Source organism: Halomonas marinisediminis (genome assembly GCF_004347715.1).
In the GTDB taxonomy this organism is placed as follows: Bacteria; Pseudomonadota; Gammaproteobacteria; order Pseudomonadales; family Halomonadaceae; genus Halomonas; species Halomonas icarae.
Genome location: NZ_SLTR01000001.1, coordinates 258411 through 276812, shown reverse-complemented (window position 1 = coordinate 276812; position 18402 = coordinate 258411). Strand labels below are relative to the sequence as shown.

The following is an 18402-nucleotide window of genomic DNA, read 5'->3' as shown; positions in this document are numbered from 1 at the left end:
CGATATGACGGTCAGGGATGCAGTATCCGAGCGGGGGCGTCGCCACTCCTCCCTTCGCCTCGTCATCCTGCTGGCAGGGGCATGGCCAGTAGGCTCGGCCACGGCCGCCGAGTTGCCCATCGAGGCGGTGACGCTCTCCTCCGGCGGCCTGGCCGAGGTGCAGCGCAGGGCCAGCCTCGAGGGAGATGGCACCCTCTATCTGGAGGTGCCCCTGGAGCAGGTCAACGATGTGCTCAAGAGCCTGATGGTGCGTGACCCGGCGGGGCGCCTTCAGGGGCTCAGCCTCGATGGCCTGGCGACGCTGGAGGAGACCTACCGTCGACTGCCCTTTGGCCCGGAGGACCTTGGCTCGATAGCCCGGCTGGCCGATAGCCTGCAGGGGGTCAAGGTAAGGGTGAGCTCCGGTGGGCAGCGTCTCGAGGGACTGCTGCTGGGTGTCGCGGAGCATGGCGTCGAGGAAAGTGGACGCGCCGTGCAGACTCTGTCGCTGCTCGATGAAGAGGGGGGCGTGGCCACATTGCGCCTGGGCGACGATGCCCGCCTCGAGGTGCTGGATCCTGCCCTGCGTGAGCGCCTGGCCGAGGCCGCCGAGGTCAGTGGCCGCGCCCGCACCGATGAGATGCGTCGCATCGCCATCGACCTCGATGGCGAGGGCGAACGCGATGTGTCGCTGACCTATGTGGTGGCGGCACCGGTCTGGAAGAGTACCTATCGACTGCTGCTCGAGGCCGATAACGAGGCTCACCTGCAGGCCTGGTCGGTGATCGAGAATGCCAGCGGCAGCGACTGGAGTGATGTGGCGCTGACGCTCTCCAGCGGTGCCCCCGTCACCCTGACCCAGCGTCTGCTGGAGCGCTACTGGCCAGCGCGCACGGAGGTGCCGGTCACTGCCGACAGCATCGCACCGGTGCGGCCCGACGAGGGTGCCATGGAGGCGCTTTACGGTGCCAAGGCCGAATCCATGATGGCCTATGGCGACGCTGCAGTGAGCCGCAGCGCAGCGGCACCGTCTGCCCCGGCATCGCGCCCCGAGGTGGTCGAGAGCGCCACGGCGGCCACCTGGCGCCTGCCCACTTCGGTGGATCTCGCGGCGGGGCGAACCCTCTCGCTGCCCTATATCGATGCCGTCGTGCCGGCCCGTCGTGTTTCGCTCTACCAGCCTGAACGCGGCGAGCGTCACCCGGTGGCGGCGGTGCGTCTGGAGAACACCACGGACGCCTGGCTGCCTCCGGGGCTGGTGACCGTCTATGACGCAGGAGTGGGGCACGTGGGTGATGTTAACCTGCCCGGGATTCCCGCCGGAGAGTCGCGTCTGGCCAGCTTCGCCGCCGACCGCAAGGTGCGTATCGCCGCGAGCTCCCACCCCGAGGAGCGGCTCGAACGCATGGTCATCGTCGATGGTGCCTTGCGGATCACTCATCAGTCGCGGCGAGTGACGCGCTATGCGGTAGAGAACGATGCCCGTGAGGCGCGAGAAGTGTTGATCGAGCACCCCCGCCGCAGCGGCTGGGAGTTCGCCTCCGAGGCCCTGATGGAGAGCACCCCCCGCCATCATCGCCTGGCGCTTGCGCTCGCGCCTGGCGAGAGCGGTGAGGTCATGGCGCGTGAGACTCGGGTGCGGCGTCAGAGCATGGCGTTGGCGAATGCCGGCGTGGCTCAGCTGATCGAGTGGCGAGATGCCGCCGACGGCGAGACCTCGGTGCAACTCGAGCGGGTTCTGGAGCGTCGCCGGGCGCTGGACGCGGTGGAACAGGAGCTGGAAGATGTCGAGGAGCGGCTGGCGCGAGCCGTCGAACGCCAGGCGCGAATTCGTGACAATCTGGCTGCGGTGGGCTCTGACAACGCTCTCGGCCAGCGCTATCTAGGGGATCTCGAGGCCGCAGAGGAGAAGATCGCCTCGCTGGAGGCGCAGCGTGAGACCCTCGAGGCCGAGCGGGAAACGCGTCGCGAGACCCTGGCCGAGACGCTGCGTGAGTTATCGTAGTTGCGTTGACAGCCGCGTCTTTCGTGTTGGCGCGCTTTCTTTCAGCATGGCTCCATATCGTTCCAGGAGAGTGAGATAAGCGATGCGAGACTTCCTGACCCGACTGCCCAAGGTTGAGCTGCACCTGCATATCGAAGGCACCCTGGAGCCCGAGCTGATGTTTGCCCTGGCCGAGCGCAACGGCGTCACGCTGCCCTACGCCTCGGTGGAGGAGGTGCATGCCGCCTATGACTTCAGCGACCTGCAATCCTTTCTCGACCTCTACTATCAGGGGATGAGCGTATTGCAGACCGCCCGGGACTTTCATGATCTGGCCATGGCCTACTTTCGCCGTGCCCATGCCGAGGGCGTGGTGCATGTGGAGATGCACTTCGACCCCCAGGCACACCTCGTGCGGGGCGTCGGTCTGGCGGTCGTCATGGAGGGGCTCTCCCTGGCATGCCGCGAGGCCGAGAGGGAGCTGGGTCTCTCCACGGCACTGATCATGGCGTTTCTGCGCGACCGTGATGCCGATGAGGCGATGTGGGTGCTGGAGCAGGCGTCGCCCTATTGGGAGATGCTCGATGCCGTGGGGCTGGATAGCGCCGAACTGGGCAATCCGCCGGAGGCGTTCAGTGAGGTCTTCGAACGGGCTCGCCGTCTGGGGATTCCACGGGTAGCGCATGCCGGCGAGGAGGGCCCCCCCGAGTACATTCGCAACGCTCTCGACCGGCTCGACGTGTGTCGTATCGATCACGGGGTGCGTTGCCTGGAGGACCCGGCCCTGGTGGCCCGGCTGCGCGACGAGCAGGTGGTGCTGACGGTATGTCCGCTCTCCAATCTGCGCCTCAGGGTGGTTGAACGGCTCGAGGAGCACCCGCTGCCACGGATGCTGGCCGAAGGGCTCAATGTGACCCTCAATTCCGACGACCCCGCCTACTTCGGCGGCGGCATGCTCGCCAACTTCCTGGCCTGCAAGCGCGCCTTCGGCTGGGGCAAGGAGACCTTCAGGCGCCTGGCCGGCAACGCCATCGAGGCCGCCTTCGTCGATGAGGCACGCCGCCAGGAGTGGCGTCGGCAGCTGGAAGAGGCCTGACCGGCCAGACGTATCGTCATGACCGAAGACGGCAGCCCAGAGGCTGCCGTCTTGCTATCCAGGCCCGGCGCATGGTCAGGCCTGCATCATCGCCATCGGGCTCATGTAGTGGCGAGCAGCACCACGCAGAGGGCGGCGGAGACCCACATGGCGAGTCGAATCTCGCCACCCTTGCCGGTGGCCAGCTTGATCAGCACGTAACTCAGGAAGCCGAAGGCGATGCCCAGCGTGATGGAGTAGGTGAGCGGCATCAGGATGATCGCCAGGAAGGCGGGAAAGGCCTCTTCGTAACGACCCCAGTCGATGCGGCCGATCGGCGACAGCATGAACAGCCCAACCAGCACCAGGGCCGGGGCGGTGGCGATGGCTGGCACCAGGGACAGCAGCGGCGACAGGAACAGGAAGGGCAGGAACAGCAGGGCGATGGTCACCGCAACCAGCCCGGTGCGTCCCCCCTGGGCCACGCCCGCCCCGGACTCGATAAAGGTCTGGGCGGCACTGGTGCCCAGTGGTGCTGCGATCATCGAGGCGAAGGCGTCCACGGTCATGGAGCGCTTGAGGTTGCGCGGGTTGCCATCTTCGTCCTTGAGGTCGGCGGACTCCGACAGCGCCATGAAGCAGGAGAGGGCGTCGAAGAAGTTGGTGAACAGCATCACGAAGATGAAGGGCAGGTAGGCCACCTTGAGGGCACCGAGGATATCGACCCTCAAGACGGCACCGAAGTCTGGCCAGGCGGCGAGACCGCTCCACTCCACCATCAGCTCCTCGCCCCACAGCCGACCCATGGGGGCCGCCAGCAGCGTGGTCAGCGCGATGCCCAGGATCAGGGCGCCGTTCATGCGCAGGATCACCATCACGGCGGTGGCCATCAGGCCGATGAAGAAGGTCACCAGACCGGGATCAAAGCTGCCCAGGGTCACCAGGGTAGCCTCGCTGCCCACGATAAAGCCGGCGTTCTTCAGCCCGATAAAGGTGATAAAGAGGCCGATGCCGCAGGTGATGGCATAGCGTAGCGAGGCGGGAATCGCCTCGATGATCGCCTTGCGCACATTGAACACCGCGAGCACGGCAAACAGCACACCCGACCAGAATACGCAGCCCAGGGCGACCTCCCAGGAGAGGCCGGCCCCCAGCACCAGCGTATAGGTGAACAGGGCGTTCATGCCCATGCCCGGTGCGACCAGGATGGGGTTGCGCGCATACAGGCCCATGGCCAGGCTGCTCATGAAACTGATCAGCACGGTGGCGGAGAGTGCCGCCGAGAAGGGGATGCCGGCCTCGGCCAGGATCGCCGGGTTGACCACGATGATATACATCGAAGCCAGGAAGGTGGCGACGCCGGCAAGGATCTCGGTCCTTATGCTGGAGCCTCGTCGGCTGACACCGAAGTAACGATCGAGTGGGTGCACGTCGGCCGGCGTCGGCACGCTCGTCGATTTATCGGCCAGTGGCGAAGTGTTGGCGCTCATGGATACCCCTTGTTGTTGTTGAGTAGCAGTACTGAATCAGTTGTTGTCGATCGGCGATTCTTGATGGGCCATGATGACGGAACGCTCCCTGGTGCCCACCATGGCCGGGACGTGTCGGCGCCTCGCTGGTACGCCGACACGAGGAGCCCTTCACTCGTGTTCAGGACCTGTGCCTTTCTTCCAGGTCATCACGTCGATGTTGTAAACGACCATCGGCCCAGGTTTCGGCGACACAGCGGTCGTCGCCCATCATCATCACCGCGAAGAGCGTTTCGGAAAGCGAGGTGCTTCGCGCCGTACGCCGCGCCATCAGCGGTGTGGCGGCAGGGTCGAGCACCACGAAGTCGGCGGCCATGCCCGGCGCCAGACGGCCGATATGGGCCTCGAGAGAGAGTGCCCGGGCATTGCCCAGCGTCAGTCCATAGAGTCCCTGCCAGGCGGTGAGAGGCTGACCGCGCAGCTGTCCCACCTGATAGGCGGCCTTGAGCGTGGCAAGACCGGAGAGGTCGGTTCCGGCGCCTACGTCACTGGCGAAGGTGACGTTCAACGCCATCTCCCGGGCGGCCTGACGGTCGAACAATCCGCTGCCCAGGAAGAGATTGGAGCTAGGGCAGAAGGCCAGGTTGGCTCCGCGTTCGGCCAGCCGTGTGCGCATCTCGTTGTCGAGGTGGATGCCATGGGCGAAGGTACTGCGCGGGCCGACCAGCCCCGACTGTTCATAGACCTCCAGGTAGTCCCGACTGCCCGGGAAGAGCTCGGCGACCCAGTCGAGCTCGCCGGTGTTCTCGGCCAGGTGGGTCTGCACCCACAAGCTGTCGTCGCTGCGCAGCACCCCACCGGCGGCGTCGAGCTGCGCGCGAGTGGAGGTCGGGGCGAAGCGCGGCGTCAGGCTGTAGCCGAGCCGCCCCTTGCCGTGCCAGTCGCCGATCAGTCGCTCACTGTCACGGATGCCCCCCTCGAGGTCGTCGGTCAACCCAGCCGGGGCATGGCGGTCCATCAGCACCTTTCCCGCCAGCATGCACAGGCCGCGGCGGTGACTGGCGGCGAAGAAGGCATCCACCGAGGCGGGATGGCTGGAGCAGAACACCTGGGCGGTGGTGGTGCCGACCCGCAACAGCTCGTCGAGGAAGGCATCGGAGAGCGCCGCGGCGTGGTCGGGGTCGGCGAAGCGCTGCTCTTCGGGGAAGGTGTAGTCATTGAGCCAGTCGAGCAGCTGGCGACCGTAGGAGGCAATGATCTCGAGCTGCACATAGTGCACGTGGCTATCGATAAAGCCCGGTGTAATCAGCTTGCCGCGATGATCGATCACCTCGGTGTCGGGGGGCAGGGTCGGTGCCAGGCTGGCGTACTCCTCCACCGCCCGGATCCGACCATGCTCGATCCACAGGGCGCCATCGGCGATATGGCGCACACTGCCCGGGGCGGGCGTGTCGCTGTCGCCGGGGTCGGCATCGAAGCTCAGCAGTTCGGCGCGCAGCACGCGCGAGTCAGACTTTGTCATCACGTTGTCGAGGCTCAGTGGGTCTTTTGGGTCGCTGGCTAGAAAAGAGCGCGCAGCTCGGCCGAGTCAAGGCCCCGTTGGTCGGGGCGTTCGTTATCCGCCACCAGTGGCAGCAGCTCGGCCACGGTGGCCAGGGCGATGGCGTAGGGGCGCTTGTCGCTGCCTCTCTGCCTATTTCCCTCTGCTCCTGTCGTCATCATGCCCATGGGACAGCGCACCCGAGCCAGGGCGGCCTCATCGTGGCCGGCGTCGCGCAGACGCGAGCGGAAGCTGGCCCACTTGCTCCGGGAACCGATCAGACCGATGGAGGCGCAGTCACCGCGACGCAGCAGGGCGTCTATCAGGGCGCGGTCTTCGGCATGGTCATGGGTCATCACCAGACAGTGGGTGTCCGGCGGCAGGGCGGCCACGGCGGCCTCGGGATCCGGTGCCGGGCGGCATGCCAGTCGCGCCTGGTGGGATGCCCAGTCGGGAAAGACGCCCTCGCGGCTGTCATGCCATAGCAGCTGCCAGCCGAGCGGCTCGACCAGGCGGGCGATCTCGCTGCCCACATGGCCGGCGCCGAATAGCGCAAGGGTGGTGGTGCTGCCGGGGAAGACCTCGATCAGCACATTGACGAAGCCACCACAGCACTGGCCACTGCGACCGCCCAGGCTGAAGGCTTCCAGGCTGATGCCGGGCTGCGGTTGCCCGTCATCACCGGCCAGGCGCTGCCTAGCGGCGGCGATGGTCTGCCACTCGAAGGTGCCACCTCCCAGGGTGTCGTAGACGGCGTCTGTGGTGATCACCATGCGTGCCCCGGGCTCGCGTGGCGTCGAGCCGGCGCTGGTGACCTGAGTAGCCAGGGCATGGGGCACGCCCTCCTGCTGCAAGCGATGAAGGGCGGCGTGCCAGCTTTCCGGGCGCGCACTCATGGCACTACCTCCTCGCTGGCCCTTGCCTCCTGATGGCCATGGCGGCGCAACGCCTCGGCGGCCATCAATACCCGCTCCGGCGTTGCCGGCGTATCCAGGCGTGGCGAGGCATGGTAGCCAGCAAGGCTAGCCAGGGCATCACGAAGCGCCGACCATACCGAGATGGCCAGCATGAAGGGGGGTTCGCCCACCGCCTTGGAGCGGTAGAGGCTGGCCATGGAGTTGGGGTGGCCCTCCATCAGCTCGATATTGAACACCGGCGGCAGGTCCCCGTAGGTGGGGATCTTGTAGGTGGCTGGCCCCTCGTTGAGCAGGCGCCCGTCGTCGTTCCACCTGAGCTCCTCGCTGGTCAGCCAGCCCATGCCCTGGATGAAACCACCTTCGACCTGGCCCAGGTCGATGGCCGGGTTGAGCGAATCGCCGACGTCGTGAAGGATGTCGACGCGTGTCACCTGATACTCCCCCGTCAGGGTGTCGACCTGGACCTCACTGACGGCGGCGCCGAAGGCGTAGTAGTAGAAGGGGCGCCCCTTGCCGGTTTCGCGGTCATAGTGGATCAGCGGGGTGGCATAGAAGCCCTTCTCGGAGAGCGATATCCGCCCGAAGTAGGCCGCCTGCACCAGCTCACCCCAGGGGATGCGCCGCTGGCTCTCGCCGCTGCCGGCCACCAGGTGGCCCGCTTCCAGGTGCATGCCGTCGCGCTCCAGCCCCTGGTCGGCATACAGGTTCGCGGCGGCGAAGTCGAAGAGCCGCTCCTTGAGCCTGAGGCAGGCGTCCCGGGCGGCCATGCCGTTGAGGTCGGCGCCGCTGGAGGCGGCCGTCGGTGAGGTGTTGGGAACCTTGTCGGTGCGGGTAGCGGTGATGCGTACCGCCTCGAGATCCAGCCCCAGCTCGCGTGCCACCACCTGACAGATCTTGGTATGCAGGCCCTGGCCCATCTCGGTACCGCCGTGATTGATCTGCACGCTACCGTCGGTATAGACGTGGAGCAGGGCACCGGCCTGGTTGAGGTGCTGGGCGGTGAAGGAGATGCCGAACTTCACCGGCGTCAGCGCCAGCCCTCGCTTGATCACGGAGCCTTGGGCATTGAACTCGGTGATCTCACGGCGGCGCTGCCAGTACTCGCTGGAGGCTTCCAGACGCTCGATCAGTTCGTGGAGCAGGCCGAGCTGCTCCACCGTCTGACCATAGTGGGTGGTACGACGCAGGGGCGCCTCGCCACCGCGGTAGAGGTTGCGCTTGCGAATGGTCAGCGGGTCCTCGCCGACACGCCGCGCAATATCGTCCATGGCCGCTTCGATTACCATCATGCCCTGGGGCCCCCCGAAGCCGCGGAAGGCGGTGTTGGAGGCGAAGTGGGTGCGTGCTCGGTGGCCGGTGACCCGGGCCTGGCCCAGCGAGTAGGCATTATCGGCGTGGAACATGGCGCGGTCGACGATCGCCTCGGAGAGGTCCGGCGAGTATCCGCAGTCACCGATCAGGGTAAGTTCGCCGCCCTGGATCACGCCCGCCTCGTCGATGCCTAGCCGGTAGCGATTGTGGAAGGGGTGGCGCTTGCCGGTGGCGCGCATGTCCTCGGCGCGGGGCAGGCGTAGCTTGGCGGCACGCCCGGTGCGACGGCTGATCAGGGCGGCGATGCACGCCCACGGCGAGGCCTGGGTCTCCTTGCCTCCGAAGCCGCCCCCCATGCGGCGCACCTCCACCGTCACCGCATGCAGGGGAATGCCCAACACCTCGGCGACCAGCTTCTGGGTCTCGCTGGGGTGCTGGTTGGAGGTGTGAACCACGACGCCCTCGTCCTCGGTGGGCGTCACCAGGCAGGCTTGGCCCTCGAGATAGAAGTGCTCCTGACCGCCGACGAACTGCTCGCCCTCCACGACCGAGGAGGCCATGGCGAGGGTGGCCTGCCAGTCGCCGCTCTCCTGAACGTGGGTCGGGCGCACGAGCTCGCCCCGCTCGGCGGCGGCCACCGGGTCGAGGCTGGCCGGCTGCTCGTCGATCTTCACGACGCCTGCGTCCATGGCGGCCTTGACCGCCTCTCGGGCGGCGCGCTGGCTCTGTGCGGCGATGGCGAACAGGACCTGGCCCGCGTAGCTGATCTCTTCTTCCACAAAGATCGGATCGCCAGGAAATACCGGACCGATATCGGTATGCCCCGGCACGTCGTGAAAGCCGACCGCGTCGACCACGCCTGGCAGGGCGCGGACGCGCTCCATGTCGATCGGCGCCAGGCGGCCGTGGGCCACCGGAGAGAGCGCCAGTGCCAGGTGCAGGCATCCCGCCGGCGCCTGAATATCATCGATATAGGTGGCTCGCCCGGTCACGTGTTTGATCGCGCTCTCGTGGGCGTGAGCGTGGGTGCTGCTGGCGGTGGCGCTTCCCTGGCGCTGGCGGGGCTTAGTGAGCGTACGCATGGAGCATGACCTCCCGGGAGCCGTGGGAATTGTTGTCGAGTTGATCTCTTTGACTCACAACCAGACGCAGCCGTTCGAGCAGGTTGGCGGCGCTGAGGCGGCGGTAGTCGGCGCTGCCGCGCACATCACTCATGGGCTGGAAGTCCGTCTCGAGGGCGGGACGCGCCGCAGCGAAGGCCGCAGGTGTAGGGGCGTGTCCCTCCAGGGCCGCCTCGGCCGCGAGGGCGCGTTTAGGGGTCGCCGCCATGCCGCCGAAGGCCAGACGCACGTCGCGCATCACGCCGTCGTCGAGGCGCCAGGTAAAGGCGCCGAGTACCGCAGAGATATCATCCTCACGACGCTTCGAGAGCTTCCAGATCCTGAGTTCCCGTTCGGGCTGGGGGTGGGGCAGGAAAATGGCGCGAATCACCTCGCCCGGGCGCAGTTCGGTGCGCTTGTAATCGAGGAAGAATTCATCGAGGGGGAGCTCGCGTTCGACGACTTCTTCACCGCTTCCTCCTTCACCGTCTCCGGGACCCGCCAGCCAGAGGCGACTGCCCAGGGCGAGCAGCACCGGCGGGGTGTCGCCGATGGGCGAGGCGTTGGCGATATTGCCACCCAGGGTGCCGCGGTTGCGTACCTGGGCCGAGCCCAGACGATGGAGCAGATGCTCGAAGGCGGGGTAGTGCTCGGCCAGCAGCGGCTCGAGCCGTGCATAGGTCACCGCCCCGCCGATCCACCAGCCTTGCCGTCCGTCATCCAGCGTGGTCGGCTCGATGTGCTGGAGCGCGGGCACCCGGGTCAGGTCCACGACGCGCGGGAAACGGGCCAGGCGTTGGGTCACCTCGAGCCAGAGATCGGTGCCCCCGGCGACCAGTGGCGCCTCGGGATGCGCCCGGCGCTCGGCGATCAGTGCCTCCAGCGAGGCGGGCTGAATAAAGCCGGACTCCTTCGACGGGAACGCCGGCCTGGCGCTCTCCGGTTTCTCACCCTCCTTGACGCTGTTGCCTTCCGGGGCCGACGGCTCCCAGACCCTGACGGCGGGGTCGGGGTAGTCACCCATGGTCATGGCGGCATCGCGAATCGGGCGATAGCCAGTGCAGCGGCAGAGGTTGCCGCCAAGCGTTGCCTCCAGACGCGCCGCCGTCAGCGGGGCAGGTGCGCGCTGTTGTTCTTCGTGAAGGGTAAACAGCGACATCACGATCCCCGGGGTACAGAAGCCACACTGGCTGGCGTGGCACGCGACCATGGCCGCCTGTGCCGGGTGCAGGGCATCGCCCCGGGCCAGCCCCTCGACGGTTACCAGGGCGCGACCGTTGAGCTGATGAGCGGGCGTGATGCAGGCGTTGGCGGCCTGGTAGCGAAGGGTACCCTGGTCGTCGCGCTCGCCGATGGCCACGGTGCAGGCGCCGCAGTCACCGGTGGCGCAGCCCTCCTTGGTACCGGTCTGGCCCAGGGTGTCGCGCAGCAGCTCGAGCACGCTGGTGTCGGGCGTCGCCTCGCACCGGCGCGGTTGGCCGTTGAGCAGGAATTCAATCATCACCGTTCTCTTGTGGTTGGAATTCGGCCGGTGGCGGAATCCGAGGCTTTGCTGTCAGGGGGAGCCTCGAACCCGTCTGACCGATCGGTCAGGAAGACTTTTAGCTTGGTTCAGGAAAGGGAGGAATGCAAGCTCTGGCCCGACTAGTCCAGGGCAATCGCAAGATAGCTTGGCAGCCTGGTGGCTCGGGGCTGATCTGGCGACAAGCCTACGAGGAGGCGCTGTGAATACTTCCCTGTACGCTACCGACGCCTTCCCTGGCGTAGGACCTCCTCTTCGGCTTGTCCCCAGCGCCCCTTGTTTCCGATAACGGCGATATCCCTGCCGACCATCGCCACTATGGTTTGCACGCCTTGGGGGCGTGCGGCAAACTTCTGCCATTCCGACCGGCCAGGAGAGCCCCCATGAACCAGCGTGATGCTGTCGTTTCCGTTCGCACCGACAACGGCAGCGGGGCCACCCGGGAGCGCAACGAGCGCGAGATACTGGCCGCCGCCGAGCGGGTGTTCGCGGATCATGGCTACCGTGGCGCCAGTCTGGCCGAGATCGCGGCCCGGGCGGGGCTGCCCAAGTCGAACCTCCTCTACTACATGGGCAGCAAGCGTGGCCTCTATGTGCGTCTGCTGGAGCGGATGATGGCGCGCTGGAATGCGCTGCTCGACGAGATCTCCGTGGATGACGACCCGGCCGAGGTACTGGAGGCCTTTATCCGCAGCAAGATGCAGCTCTCCCGGCGACACCCCGAGGGGTCGCGACTGTTTGCCGCCGAGATTCTGGCCGGCGCCCCCTTCCTCCAGGAGTATCTGCGTGGTGACCTGCGGGACTGGGTAGAGGCCCGCGCGGCGATCTTTCGCCAATGGGCCGAGCGCGGGCTGATGGACCCGGTCGACCCGGTCTGGCTGATCTTCCTGATCTGGTCGGCGACACAGCACTACGCCGACTTCGAGGCCCAGGTGGTCGGCATCACCGACCGGGAGTCGCTCAGCGACAGCGATGTCGAGAGCATCACCACCTTCCTGACCCGGGTGATCCTCAAGGGCTGTGGCGTCAAGGCACGTGCCGAGGCGGAGCGCTGACACGTCATGACCCTGCCCATCGACACGCGTCTCGACGCCATTCAGGCGGCGCTCATCGATCACTCCCGTGCGCTGCTGGTGGCCGAACCCGGTGCCGGCAAGACCACCCGGGTGCCGCTCTCCCTGCTCGATGCCCCCTGGGCCCGGGAAGGCCGCCTGCTGCTGCTCGAGCCGCGACGAGTGGCGGCACGACTGGCCGCTGGCTTCATGGCCGATCAACTCGGTGAACGGCTCGGGGAGACGGTGGGCTACCGGATGCGCGGCGAGAGCCGGGTGGGCCCCGCCACGCGTCTGGAGGTGGTGACCCAGGGGGTGCTCACCCGGATGCTGCAGGAGGACCCCCTGCTCGAGGGCGTGGCCGGCATCCTCTTCGATGAATTTCATGAACGTAGCCTGGAGGCGGATCTGGGCCTCGCCCTGGCCCTGGACGCCCAGACGGTGCGTGATGACCTGCGCCTGCTGGTGATGTCGGCCACCCTGGATGTCGAAGCCCTGCTCGGCGTGCTGGGTCAGGAGACGCCGGTGATCGAGTGTCCCGGTCGAACCTTTCCGGTCGAGACCCGCTATCGAACGCTCAATGCCCGCCAGGAGCTGCCTGCTCAACAGGCCAGGGCACTGCTCGACGCCATGGCCGAGCAACAGGGGGACGCCCTGGTGATCCTGCCCGGGGTGGCGGAGATTCGTCGCCTGGCGGCGGAACTGGCCAGCCGTGCCCCCGAGCTGCTTGCCCTGGAGCTCCACGGACGCCTGCCTCTCGACGCCCAGCGCCGCGCCCTGCGTCCCGACCCCGAGGGGCGCCGCCGGGTGGTGCTGGCCACCGCCATCGCCGAATCCAGCGTCACCGTGGATGGCGTGCGCCTGGTGATGGATGCCGGTCGCGAACGGGTACCGGTGTTCCAGCCGCGCAGCGGCCTGACCCGGCTGGAGACCCGGCGAGTCAACCGTGCCAGCGCCGACCAGCGACGCGGGCGTGCCGGCAGGCAGGGGCCGGGGCTCTGCGTCCGGCTGTGGGCCGAGGAGCAGCCGCTGATTCCTCATGGTGAGCCGGAGATTCGTCAAGCCGACCTGGCGCCGCTGGCCTACGAGCTGGCGCGCTGGGGTATCACCGACGCCCACCAGCTGGCCTGGGCGACGCCGCCACCGGCCGGGCCCCTGGCCGCCGCTCGCGACCTGCTTCGCCGTCTCGGGCTGGTGGATGATGCCGACCACCTCACCGAGCTTGGGCGAGGCGCATCGCGCTGGCCCACGCATCCTCGCCTGGCGGCGATGCTGGAGCGTGCCGTCGAGCGCCGGGCTTCCGCACTGGCCTGTGCCCTGGTGGCACTGCTCGAGGAGCGCGTGGTCGACCAGGAGCGTGACCTGGAGCGCATGCTGCAGGCCCGGCTGGGCGCGCCTCGGTCGCACCGCCAGTGGCATCGCGACGCCGAGCGTCTGGCCCGCATCGCCGGGGTGGCACTCGAGGTCTCCGACCCGAGCCCACTCGGGGAGCTGCTGGCCATCGCCTACCCGGAGCGTATCGCCCAGCGTCTCGAGTCGCCGGGGCGTTTCCGCCTCGCCGGCGGTGGGCACGCCACCCTGCCCGAGGGCCATCCCCTGGCACACACCGAGCTGCTGGTGGCCGCTGAGCTCTCCGGTGAGGCCAGCGGCGCGCGTATCTTTCGCGCCGTGGCGCTGTCTCGCGAGCGCCTGGAGGCGCTCTATCCCGAGTGTGCCGAGTGGCGCACGCGTCTCGAGTGGTCCGACGAGCAGGGTGGGCTGACGGGGGAGGCGGTGCGCGGCCTGGGGGCCGTGGTGCTCGAGCGACGTGCCCTTCAGGCGTTGCCGCCGGGGGCGGTGCGCCAGGCTCTGCTCGATGCCCTGCGCCGCCGCGGGCTCCCGGATAACGAGGCGCTGACTCAACTGCGGGGCCGGCTGGCGTTGCTGCACCGCACCTTGGGCGACGCGTGGCCGGAGGTGTCCGATGAGGCGCTGCTCGAGGGACTCGACGACTGGCTGGGGCCCCACCTCGACGGCATTCGCCGGCTGGACGCCGTGGAGCGCCTGCCGCTGGGGCGTCTGCTGCTGGATAGCCTCGACTGGCCCCTTCGAGGACGCCTCGATGAGCTCGTCCCGGAGCGCCTGACGGTGCCCAGCGGTGCTACCCACCGGGTCGACTACGCGCCCTGCCTGACGGGCAAGCCACCGGTGCTGGCGGTAAAGCTGCAGGAGTGCTTCGGTTGGCGCGCCTCGCCGCGGGTTGCCGAGGGGCGCGAGGCGGTACTGTTGCATCTGCTCTCGCCGGCGCGTCGGCCGCTGCAGGTCACCGCCGACCTGGCCAGCTTCTGGGCCGGGGGCTATGCGCAGGTGCGTCGCGAGATGCGCGGTCGGTACCCCAAACACCCCTGGCCCGAGGATCCCATGGCCGCCGAGGCCACCGCCCGTACCAAGAGGCCTCGGGTCTAGTCGTTGCGACGCAACAGATGCAGCGCGAAGCCTCCAACCAGTAGCGTGCCGGCGACCAGTACGCCCCACAGCAGCCAACGGGGCCAGTCTCGAGGCGGTATCAGGGCGGCCTCGCCGCCAAGGGAGTACCGCTTGCCCAGGCTGACGGTGGCCGGCTGCCACCCATCTCCATGACGCGCCCGCAGCGAATCCAGCACTGGTGCCAGCATCCCCTCCACGCGATATTCTCGTGCGCTGCCGGCGACGAGCCGCCAGGGGGCCTCACCCTCAGCCAGGAACACCACCTGCTCAGGGGTGTATCCAAGCCGTAGCTGTGGTGGCGAACCGGGGTGAGGGGCATCGGTCAGCAGCCGCCAGTGGCGGTCGCGGATCTTGAGGTGCAGTGTCCGGGGCGGGGAACGCAGTTCGCCCGTTGGCGGCTCGAGGTGATACCCGGTCCAGTGGGGGGTGGTCGCCCTCCAGGGCGCCTTGGGTGATTCGCGACTCTCCAGCCGCCAGCGGGCGTTATAGGGCGTATCGTTCTCCACATCTGCGAGGCTTATCGGCGGCCGTCCGGGCAGTCGGTAATGGAACTCATCGGCGGCGACCCGCTCTCCGTCGAGGTTCACCCACTCCAAGGCCACGGCCTCCCGAGGCGCGGGCACCACCGCCTGAATGTCGACGATAGAGATCGCTGGTTGGCCCGGCAGCGGACGCAGGCGCAGGAATGGCGCCGAGGTGTCGGCCAGGTCGAGACGTCGGCGTACCAGGCGATCGCCGTCATGCGAGATATCCAGTAGCCGCCCCCTGGCCAGTACGGGGCGCCAAGTTTCAAGGTCATCACTCGCCTCTACGCGATAGAGGCTGTCCACAGGGACGCCAGAGGCCCAGCTCAGTGACAGGGCGGAAACGTTATCCTCCAGGCCGCTCAGGTCGACCAGGGCGGCGTTTCGGGGACTCGTCTCTTCTCCCTTTTCTTCCTTGTTCGCCGTGCCGCGGCTCTCGATCCGGCGCAACCGCCCCAAGGCGTCGGTCTCGCCGATCAATTCCCAATAGGCGGTATCGCTTGGGGGTGCCGGTAGCGGAAACCAGGGAACCCCTTGGGCGCGCTCACTTGATATCGGGGTGGGGAGCTTCTGCAGCAGGGTGGGAACGGCTTGCCCGCGGGCGTCGACCACCTGAAGGTCAACCAGCGTCGGGGTATGCAGACTACGGTAGACCTCCGGGGGCAGGGTCAGGCGATAGGCTGCCGCGGGCGACTCGACCTGGAGGGGCCAGGCGTGCTGCCAGTTTACTTCCAGCGCTTCCGCCACGGCCAGGCCTGGCCATAGCAGCAGTGCCCGTATGCCGATGCACCTCATGGTGTTTTCTCCTGCCGTCGCGGCGGTGCCGGGGCGAAGTAACCCACGCCGATACAGAGAAGCCCATAGCCGATAAAGGAAGCGATACCCAGCAGGTTGCCCAGGTGTTGGCGATCCACTGCTACCAGCTTGACCAGTACCACCGCCATCAACAGCGCGGAGAGTCGCCATAGGGTGCGCTGCCGGCGCCGCGAGCCCAGCACCCAGCCGACCACTCCCAGCAGGCTCCAGAGCAGTGTCAGGCCAGTCTGCACCAGACCAAGCTCCAGCATCGCCGGCGACCAGGGGGCGCCGCCTGCCAGGTGAGCGCCGCGCAGCAGCTCAACGGTGAGCAGGACGAAGGCCATGGTCCCCAGAAGAACCGGTGCCAGGCGTGCCGGTGCCGCCGGCCAGAATCCACCACGCCATAGCTGCCAGGCGAGCAGCAGGGCAGCCCACTGCACCAGAGCGAGTGGGTTGGCGAATGGCAACCAGGGCAGCGGGGAGGGGGTGCCGGGGCGCAGCAGCAACACCACCCAGGCGAGCACCAGCATCAGCAGTACCCCGGCCGACAGGGAGCCACGCCACGCCATTGCCGGTTCGCTCAGAGGGCGTAGCAACCAGCCGGGGTGGTGGCGTAGCAGCGCGGCAAGCACCAGCCAGGGCAGCATGGCGGCAGCAAGCTGCCAGGCGGGTGCGAGGGGGAGGGGCAGCGGTTGGAGCAACAGGGTGCTGAGGAAGAGCGGGGCGCACCACAGCCAGGCGCCCTGGGCCCAGGCCACGGGCGGGAGAGGCTCTCCGTTGAGTGCTGTGGTATGGCGTGCGAGTCCTTGAAGCTGTCGATAACCGAATGCCATCACCAGGGCCCAGCCCCAGGGGGCGAGAGGACCGGTGACATGAGGAGCCAGCAGGATCCGCTCGAGCGCCCCGGCGAGTGACAGGGCCGACAGCAACAGTCCGCCGGCGATACACCAGGCCAGCGGTGCGGCCGGTCGACGGCGATAGCGCTCCGCCAGGGCCAGTCCGGTGAGCGCCAGCAGCGCCAGGCGCCAGTCGTCCGTCAGGTTCGGTGGAGCGAAGTGCTCGATCTCACGGTTGACGATGCCGAGCCACCAGGCCAGTCCCCAGGCCAGGGCACCCAATGCCCAGCGGGGCAGGCCGGTGCGCCACAGCAGCTCGGCGCTGACCAGGCCCGCGGCGGCAATTAGTCCGCCTGCCATGAAGGCAGCATTGGCCAATGGCGTGCTCGTGGTCCCGACCAGGAGTAGGCTGCCGAGCAGCGTAATGCCGGCGATCAACTGCAGTGCCAGGCCCGCGAGGCGAGGAAGTAGGCGGCCCTGGCGGAGTGCTAGCCATATCAGGGCGACCCCCTCCATGGCGAGGAGCCCGGCGCTGACCCTGGCCGAGAGCGCCAGCGGGATGGCCAGGGTGGCGAAGCCCAGCGCCAGGGCGGCGTGGGACTCGCCGAGCAGCCGAGTGGGGGTGCGGCGGGTGAGTCCTGCGGCGAAGAGGGCGTAGAGCAGGGCCACTCCCAGGGCACACAGGGCCAGTGGGAACCGGCTCCCCTCGAGAAGTGCCGCCTGCAGGCCGAATGCCAGCAGTGGGGTGCCGAAGACCAGACTTCCATCGACTCTCCTTGCCCCCCGGCCCGGCGATGCCGCTTCCTCCTCACCGCAGCCATGAAGATCACGGCGAGCATGGAGGATCGGAATCATCAGGTAGAGCAGAAAGAATATCCCCAGAAAAGGCTGAGCCACGGCAAAGTGGCGGGGCGTGTACTCCAGCACTCCCCAGGCAGTGGCGATAGCAAAGGTGGCAACGAAGCCCAGCATATCGAGCAGCCGCCAGTGGCGCACCCAGGCGATGGCAAAGATGCCGAGGTTGAGCAGGGCGTAGTAGCCGAACAGCACCAGTGGGTCACCGGGGCCTCGGGTAAGCCATAGCGGGGCCAGGAAACCCGCCAGGCTGCCGAGCACCGCCAGCGCCTGGGTATTTTGCACTGCACCCAGCACGCCTAGCCCCGCCACCAGCGCCACGCTGAGGGCGAAGGCCAGCGGCAGAGGCAGTAGCTCAAAGCGCTGGGCGGCGGCGAAGATGACCATCAATAGCACGCCGATGGCACCGCCCTGAAGGCTCAGCGCGAACACCCGTCTTGCTCGGCGTTGCCGCCAGCCGACACCCAGGGCGGCTACCGCCAGGAGGGCGATGCCGGCCAGGCGCAACTCGACGGAGAGGGTCAGCCACCCCTGAGTCGAGGCGTGTCGGATCAGCGCTGCAAGCCCTGCAAACAGCACCAGGATGCCAATCTTGACCGGCAGGTTGCCCTCGTTGAGCCAGCGCCCGAGCTTGCCACGCACCTCGGCGAGGCGATGTATGACCCTGTCAGGCCAGCTAGCCTGCTGACTTGCACCACGGCCGGGGTCGAGTGCGTTGCTCTCTTGCCAGGCGTCCGCCGGGGGTGGAGTCTTCGCGGCCGGCCCCATCGTGCCTGGGTGGGACGGCGTGGCGAGAGGCTCTGCCCTGGCGCTCTCGACGAGGGTGTCGTCGGCGGTGAGGCGCGCCAGCGCCGTCTCCAGGTCGGTCACCCTTCGCGTCAACCGGGTGAGGCGCACCATGGCGACGATGGCCATCAGGCTCGGCAGCACCAGCAGGATCAACAGTAGGGTCATCAGTAGCGGCATGGATTCTC

11 protein-coding genes are annotated in these 18402 nt (G+C 67.8%); 4 read left to right on the top strand and 7 right to left on the bottom strand.

The features are described 5' to 3' along the window. Positions 1 to 4: 4 nt before the first annotated feature. Together E0702_RS01325 and E0702_RS01320 are read left to right on the top strand one after the other, a co-directional pair. Positions 5 to 1984 carry a DUF4139 domain-containing protein gene (locus E0702_RS01325; protein ID WP_132041160.1) on the top strand — a complete coding sequence of 660 codons (1980 nt, stop codon included), beginning with the start codon at positions 5 to 7 and terminating at the stop codon, positions 1982 to 1984. Between the two features lie 82 nt (positions 1985 to 2066). Then, positions 2067 to 3059, top strand: a complete 993-nt coding sequence (locus E0702_RS01320; protein ID WP_132041159.1) for an adenosine deaminase — start codon at positions 2067 to 2069, stop codon at positions 3057 to 3059. Positions 3060 to 3160: 101 nt separating this feature from the next. Here E0702_RS01320 and E0702_RS01315 read toward each other — a convergent pair whose 3' ends face one another. From E0702_RS01315 to xdhA, 5 genes are all read right to left on the bottom strand, one after another. Then, on the bottom strand, positions 3161 to 4528 hold the full coding sequence (locus tag E0702_RS01315; RefSeq protein ID WP_132041158.1) for an NCS2 family permease: 1368 nt from the start codon (positions 4526 to 4528) through the stop codon (positions 3161 to 3163). 160 nt (positions 4529 to 4688) lie between these two features. Beyond that, on the bottom strand, positions 4689 to 6029 hold the full coding sequence (gene guaD, locus E0702_RS01310) for a guanine deaminase (RefSeq protein ID WP_132041157.1): 1341 nt from the start codon (positions 6027 to 6029) through the stop codon (positions 4689 to 4691). A 38-nt stretch (positions 6030 to 6067) separates the two neighbouring features. Further along, on the bottom strand, positions 6068 to 6943 hold the full coding sequence (xdhC, locus tag E0702_RS01305) for a xanthine dehydrogenase accessory protein XdhC (protein ID WP_132041156.1): 876 nt from the start codon (positions 6941 to 6943) through the stop codon (positions 6068 to 6070). Further along, positions 6940 to 9357, bottom strand: coding sequence for a xanthine dehydrogenase molybdopterin binding subunit (xdhB, locus tag E0702_RS01300; protein WP_132041155.1), 2418 nt, complete (start codon positions 9355 to 9357; stop codon positions 6940 to 6942). Before xdhB ends, xdhC begins: the two co-directional genes overlap by 4 nt. Beyond that, positions 9341 to 10876 (bottom strand): xanthine dehydrogenase small subunit, encoded by a 1536-nt coding sequence (gene xdhA, locus E0702_RS01295; protein ID WP_132041154.1) that lies wholly within the window; start codon positions 10874 to 10876, stop codon positions 9341 to 9343. Before xdhA ends, xdhB begins: the two co-directional genes overlap by 17 nt. Positions 10877 to 11280: 404 nt before the next feature. Between xdhA and E0702_RS01290 the strand changes: the two genes are divergently transcribed. Together E0702_RS01290 and hrpB are read left to right on the top strand one after the other, a co-directional pair. Further along, entirely contained in the window at positions 11281 to 11952 is a 672-nt protein-coding gene (locus E0702_RS01290) for a TetR/AcrR family transcriptional regulator (protein WP_132041153.1), read from the top strand. A gap of 6 nt (positions 11953 to 11958) precedes the next feature. Next, on the top strand, positions 11959 to 14394 hold the full coding sequence (hrpB, locus tag E0702_RS01285) for an ATP-dependent helicase HrpB (RefSeq protein ID WP_132041152.1): 2436 nt from the start codon (positions 11959 to 11961) through the stop codon (positions 14392 to 14394). Here the strand turns inward: hrpB and E0702_RS01280 are convergent. Further along, on the bottom strand, positions 14391 to 15734 hold the full coding sequence (locus E0702_RS01280; protein WP_132041151.1) for a DUF3999 family protein: 1344 nt from the start codon (positions 15732 to 15734) through the stop codon (positions 14391 to 14393). The genes hrpB and E0702_RS01280 overlap by 4 nt on opposite strands. Continuing rightward, positions 15731 to 18394: a DUF2339 domain-containing protein gene (locus E0702_RS01275; RefSeq protein WP_132041150.1), complete on the bottom strand. Its 2664-nt coding sequence runs from the start codon at positions 18392 to 18394 to the stop codon at positions 15731 to 15733. Before E0702_RS01275 ends, E0702_RS01280 begins: the two co-directional genes overlap by 4 nt. Positions 18395 to 18402: the final 8 nt, after the last annotated feature.

Excerpts from the sequence above, each read along its gene's own strand:
- E0702_RS01325 (WP_132041160.1), top strand. The coding sequence starts at position 5 with ATGACGGTCAGGGATGCAGTATCCGAGCGGGGGCGTCGCCACTCCTCC.
- E0702_RS01320 (WP_132041159.1), top strand. The coding sequence starts at position 2,067 with ATGCGAGACTTCCTGACCCGACTGCCCAAGGTTGAGCTGCACCTGCAT.
- E0702_RS01315 (WP_132041158.1), bottom strand. The coding sequence starts at position 4,528 with ATGAGCGCCAACACTTCGCCACTGGCCGATAAATCGACGAGCGTGCCG.
- guaD (WP_132041157.1), bottom strand. The coding sequence starts at position 6,029 with ATGACAAAGTCTGACTCGCGCGTGCTGCGCGCCGAACTGCTGAGCTTC.
- xdhC (WP_132041156.1), bottom strand. The coding sequence starts at position 6,943 with ATGAGTGCGCGCCCGGAAAGCTGGCACGCCGCCCTTCATCGCTTGCAG.
- xdhB (WP_132041155.1), bottom strand. The coding sequence starts at position 9,357 with ATGCGTACGCTCACTAAGCCCCGCCAGCGCCAGGGAAGCGCCACCGCC.
- xdhA (WP_132041154.1), bottom strand. The coding sequence starts at position 10,876 with ATGATTGAATTCCTGCTCAACGGCCAACCGCGCCGGTGCGAGGCGACG.
- E0702_RS01290 (WP_132041153.1), top strand. The coding sequence starts at position 11,281 with ATGAACCAGCGTGATGCTGTCGTTTCCGTTCGCACCGACAACGGCAGC.
- hrpB (WP_132041152.1), top strand. The coding sequence starts at position 11,959 with ATGACCCTGCCCATCGACACGCGTCTCGACGCCATTCAGGCGGCGCTC.
- E0702_RS01280 (WP_132041151.1), bottom strand. The coding sequence starts at position 15,734 with ATGAGGTGCATCGGCATACGGGCACTGCTGCTATGGCCAGGCCTGGCC.
- E0702_RS01275 (WP_132041150.1), bottom strand. The coding sequence starts at position 18,394 with ATGCCGCTACTGATGACCCTACTGTTGATCCTGCTGGTGCTGCCGAGC.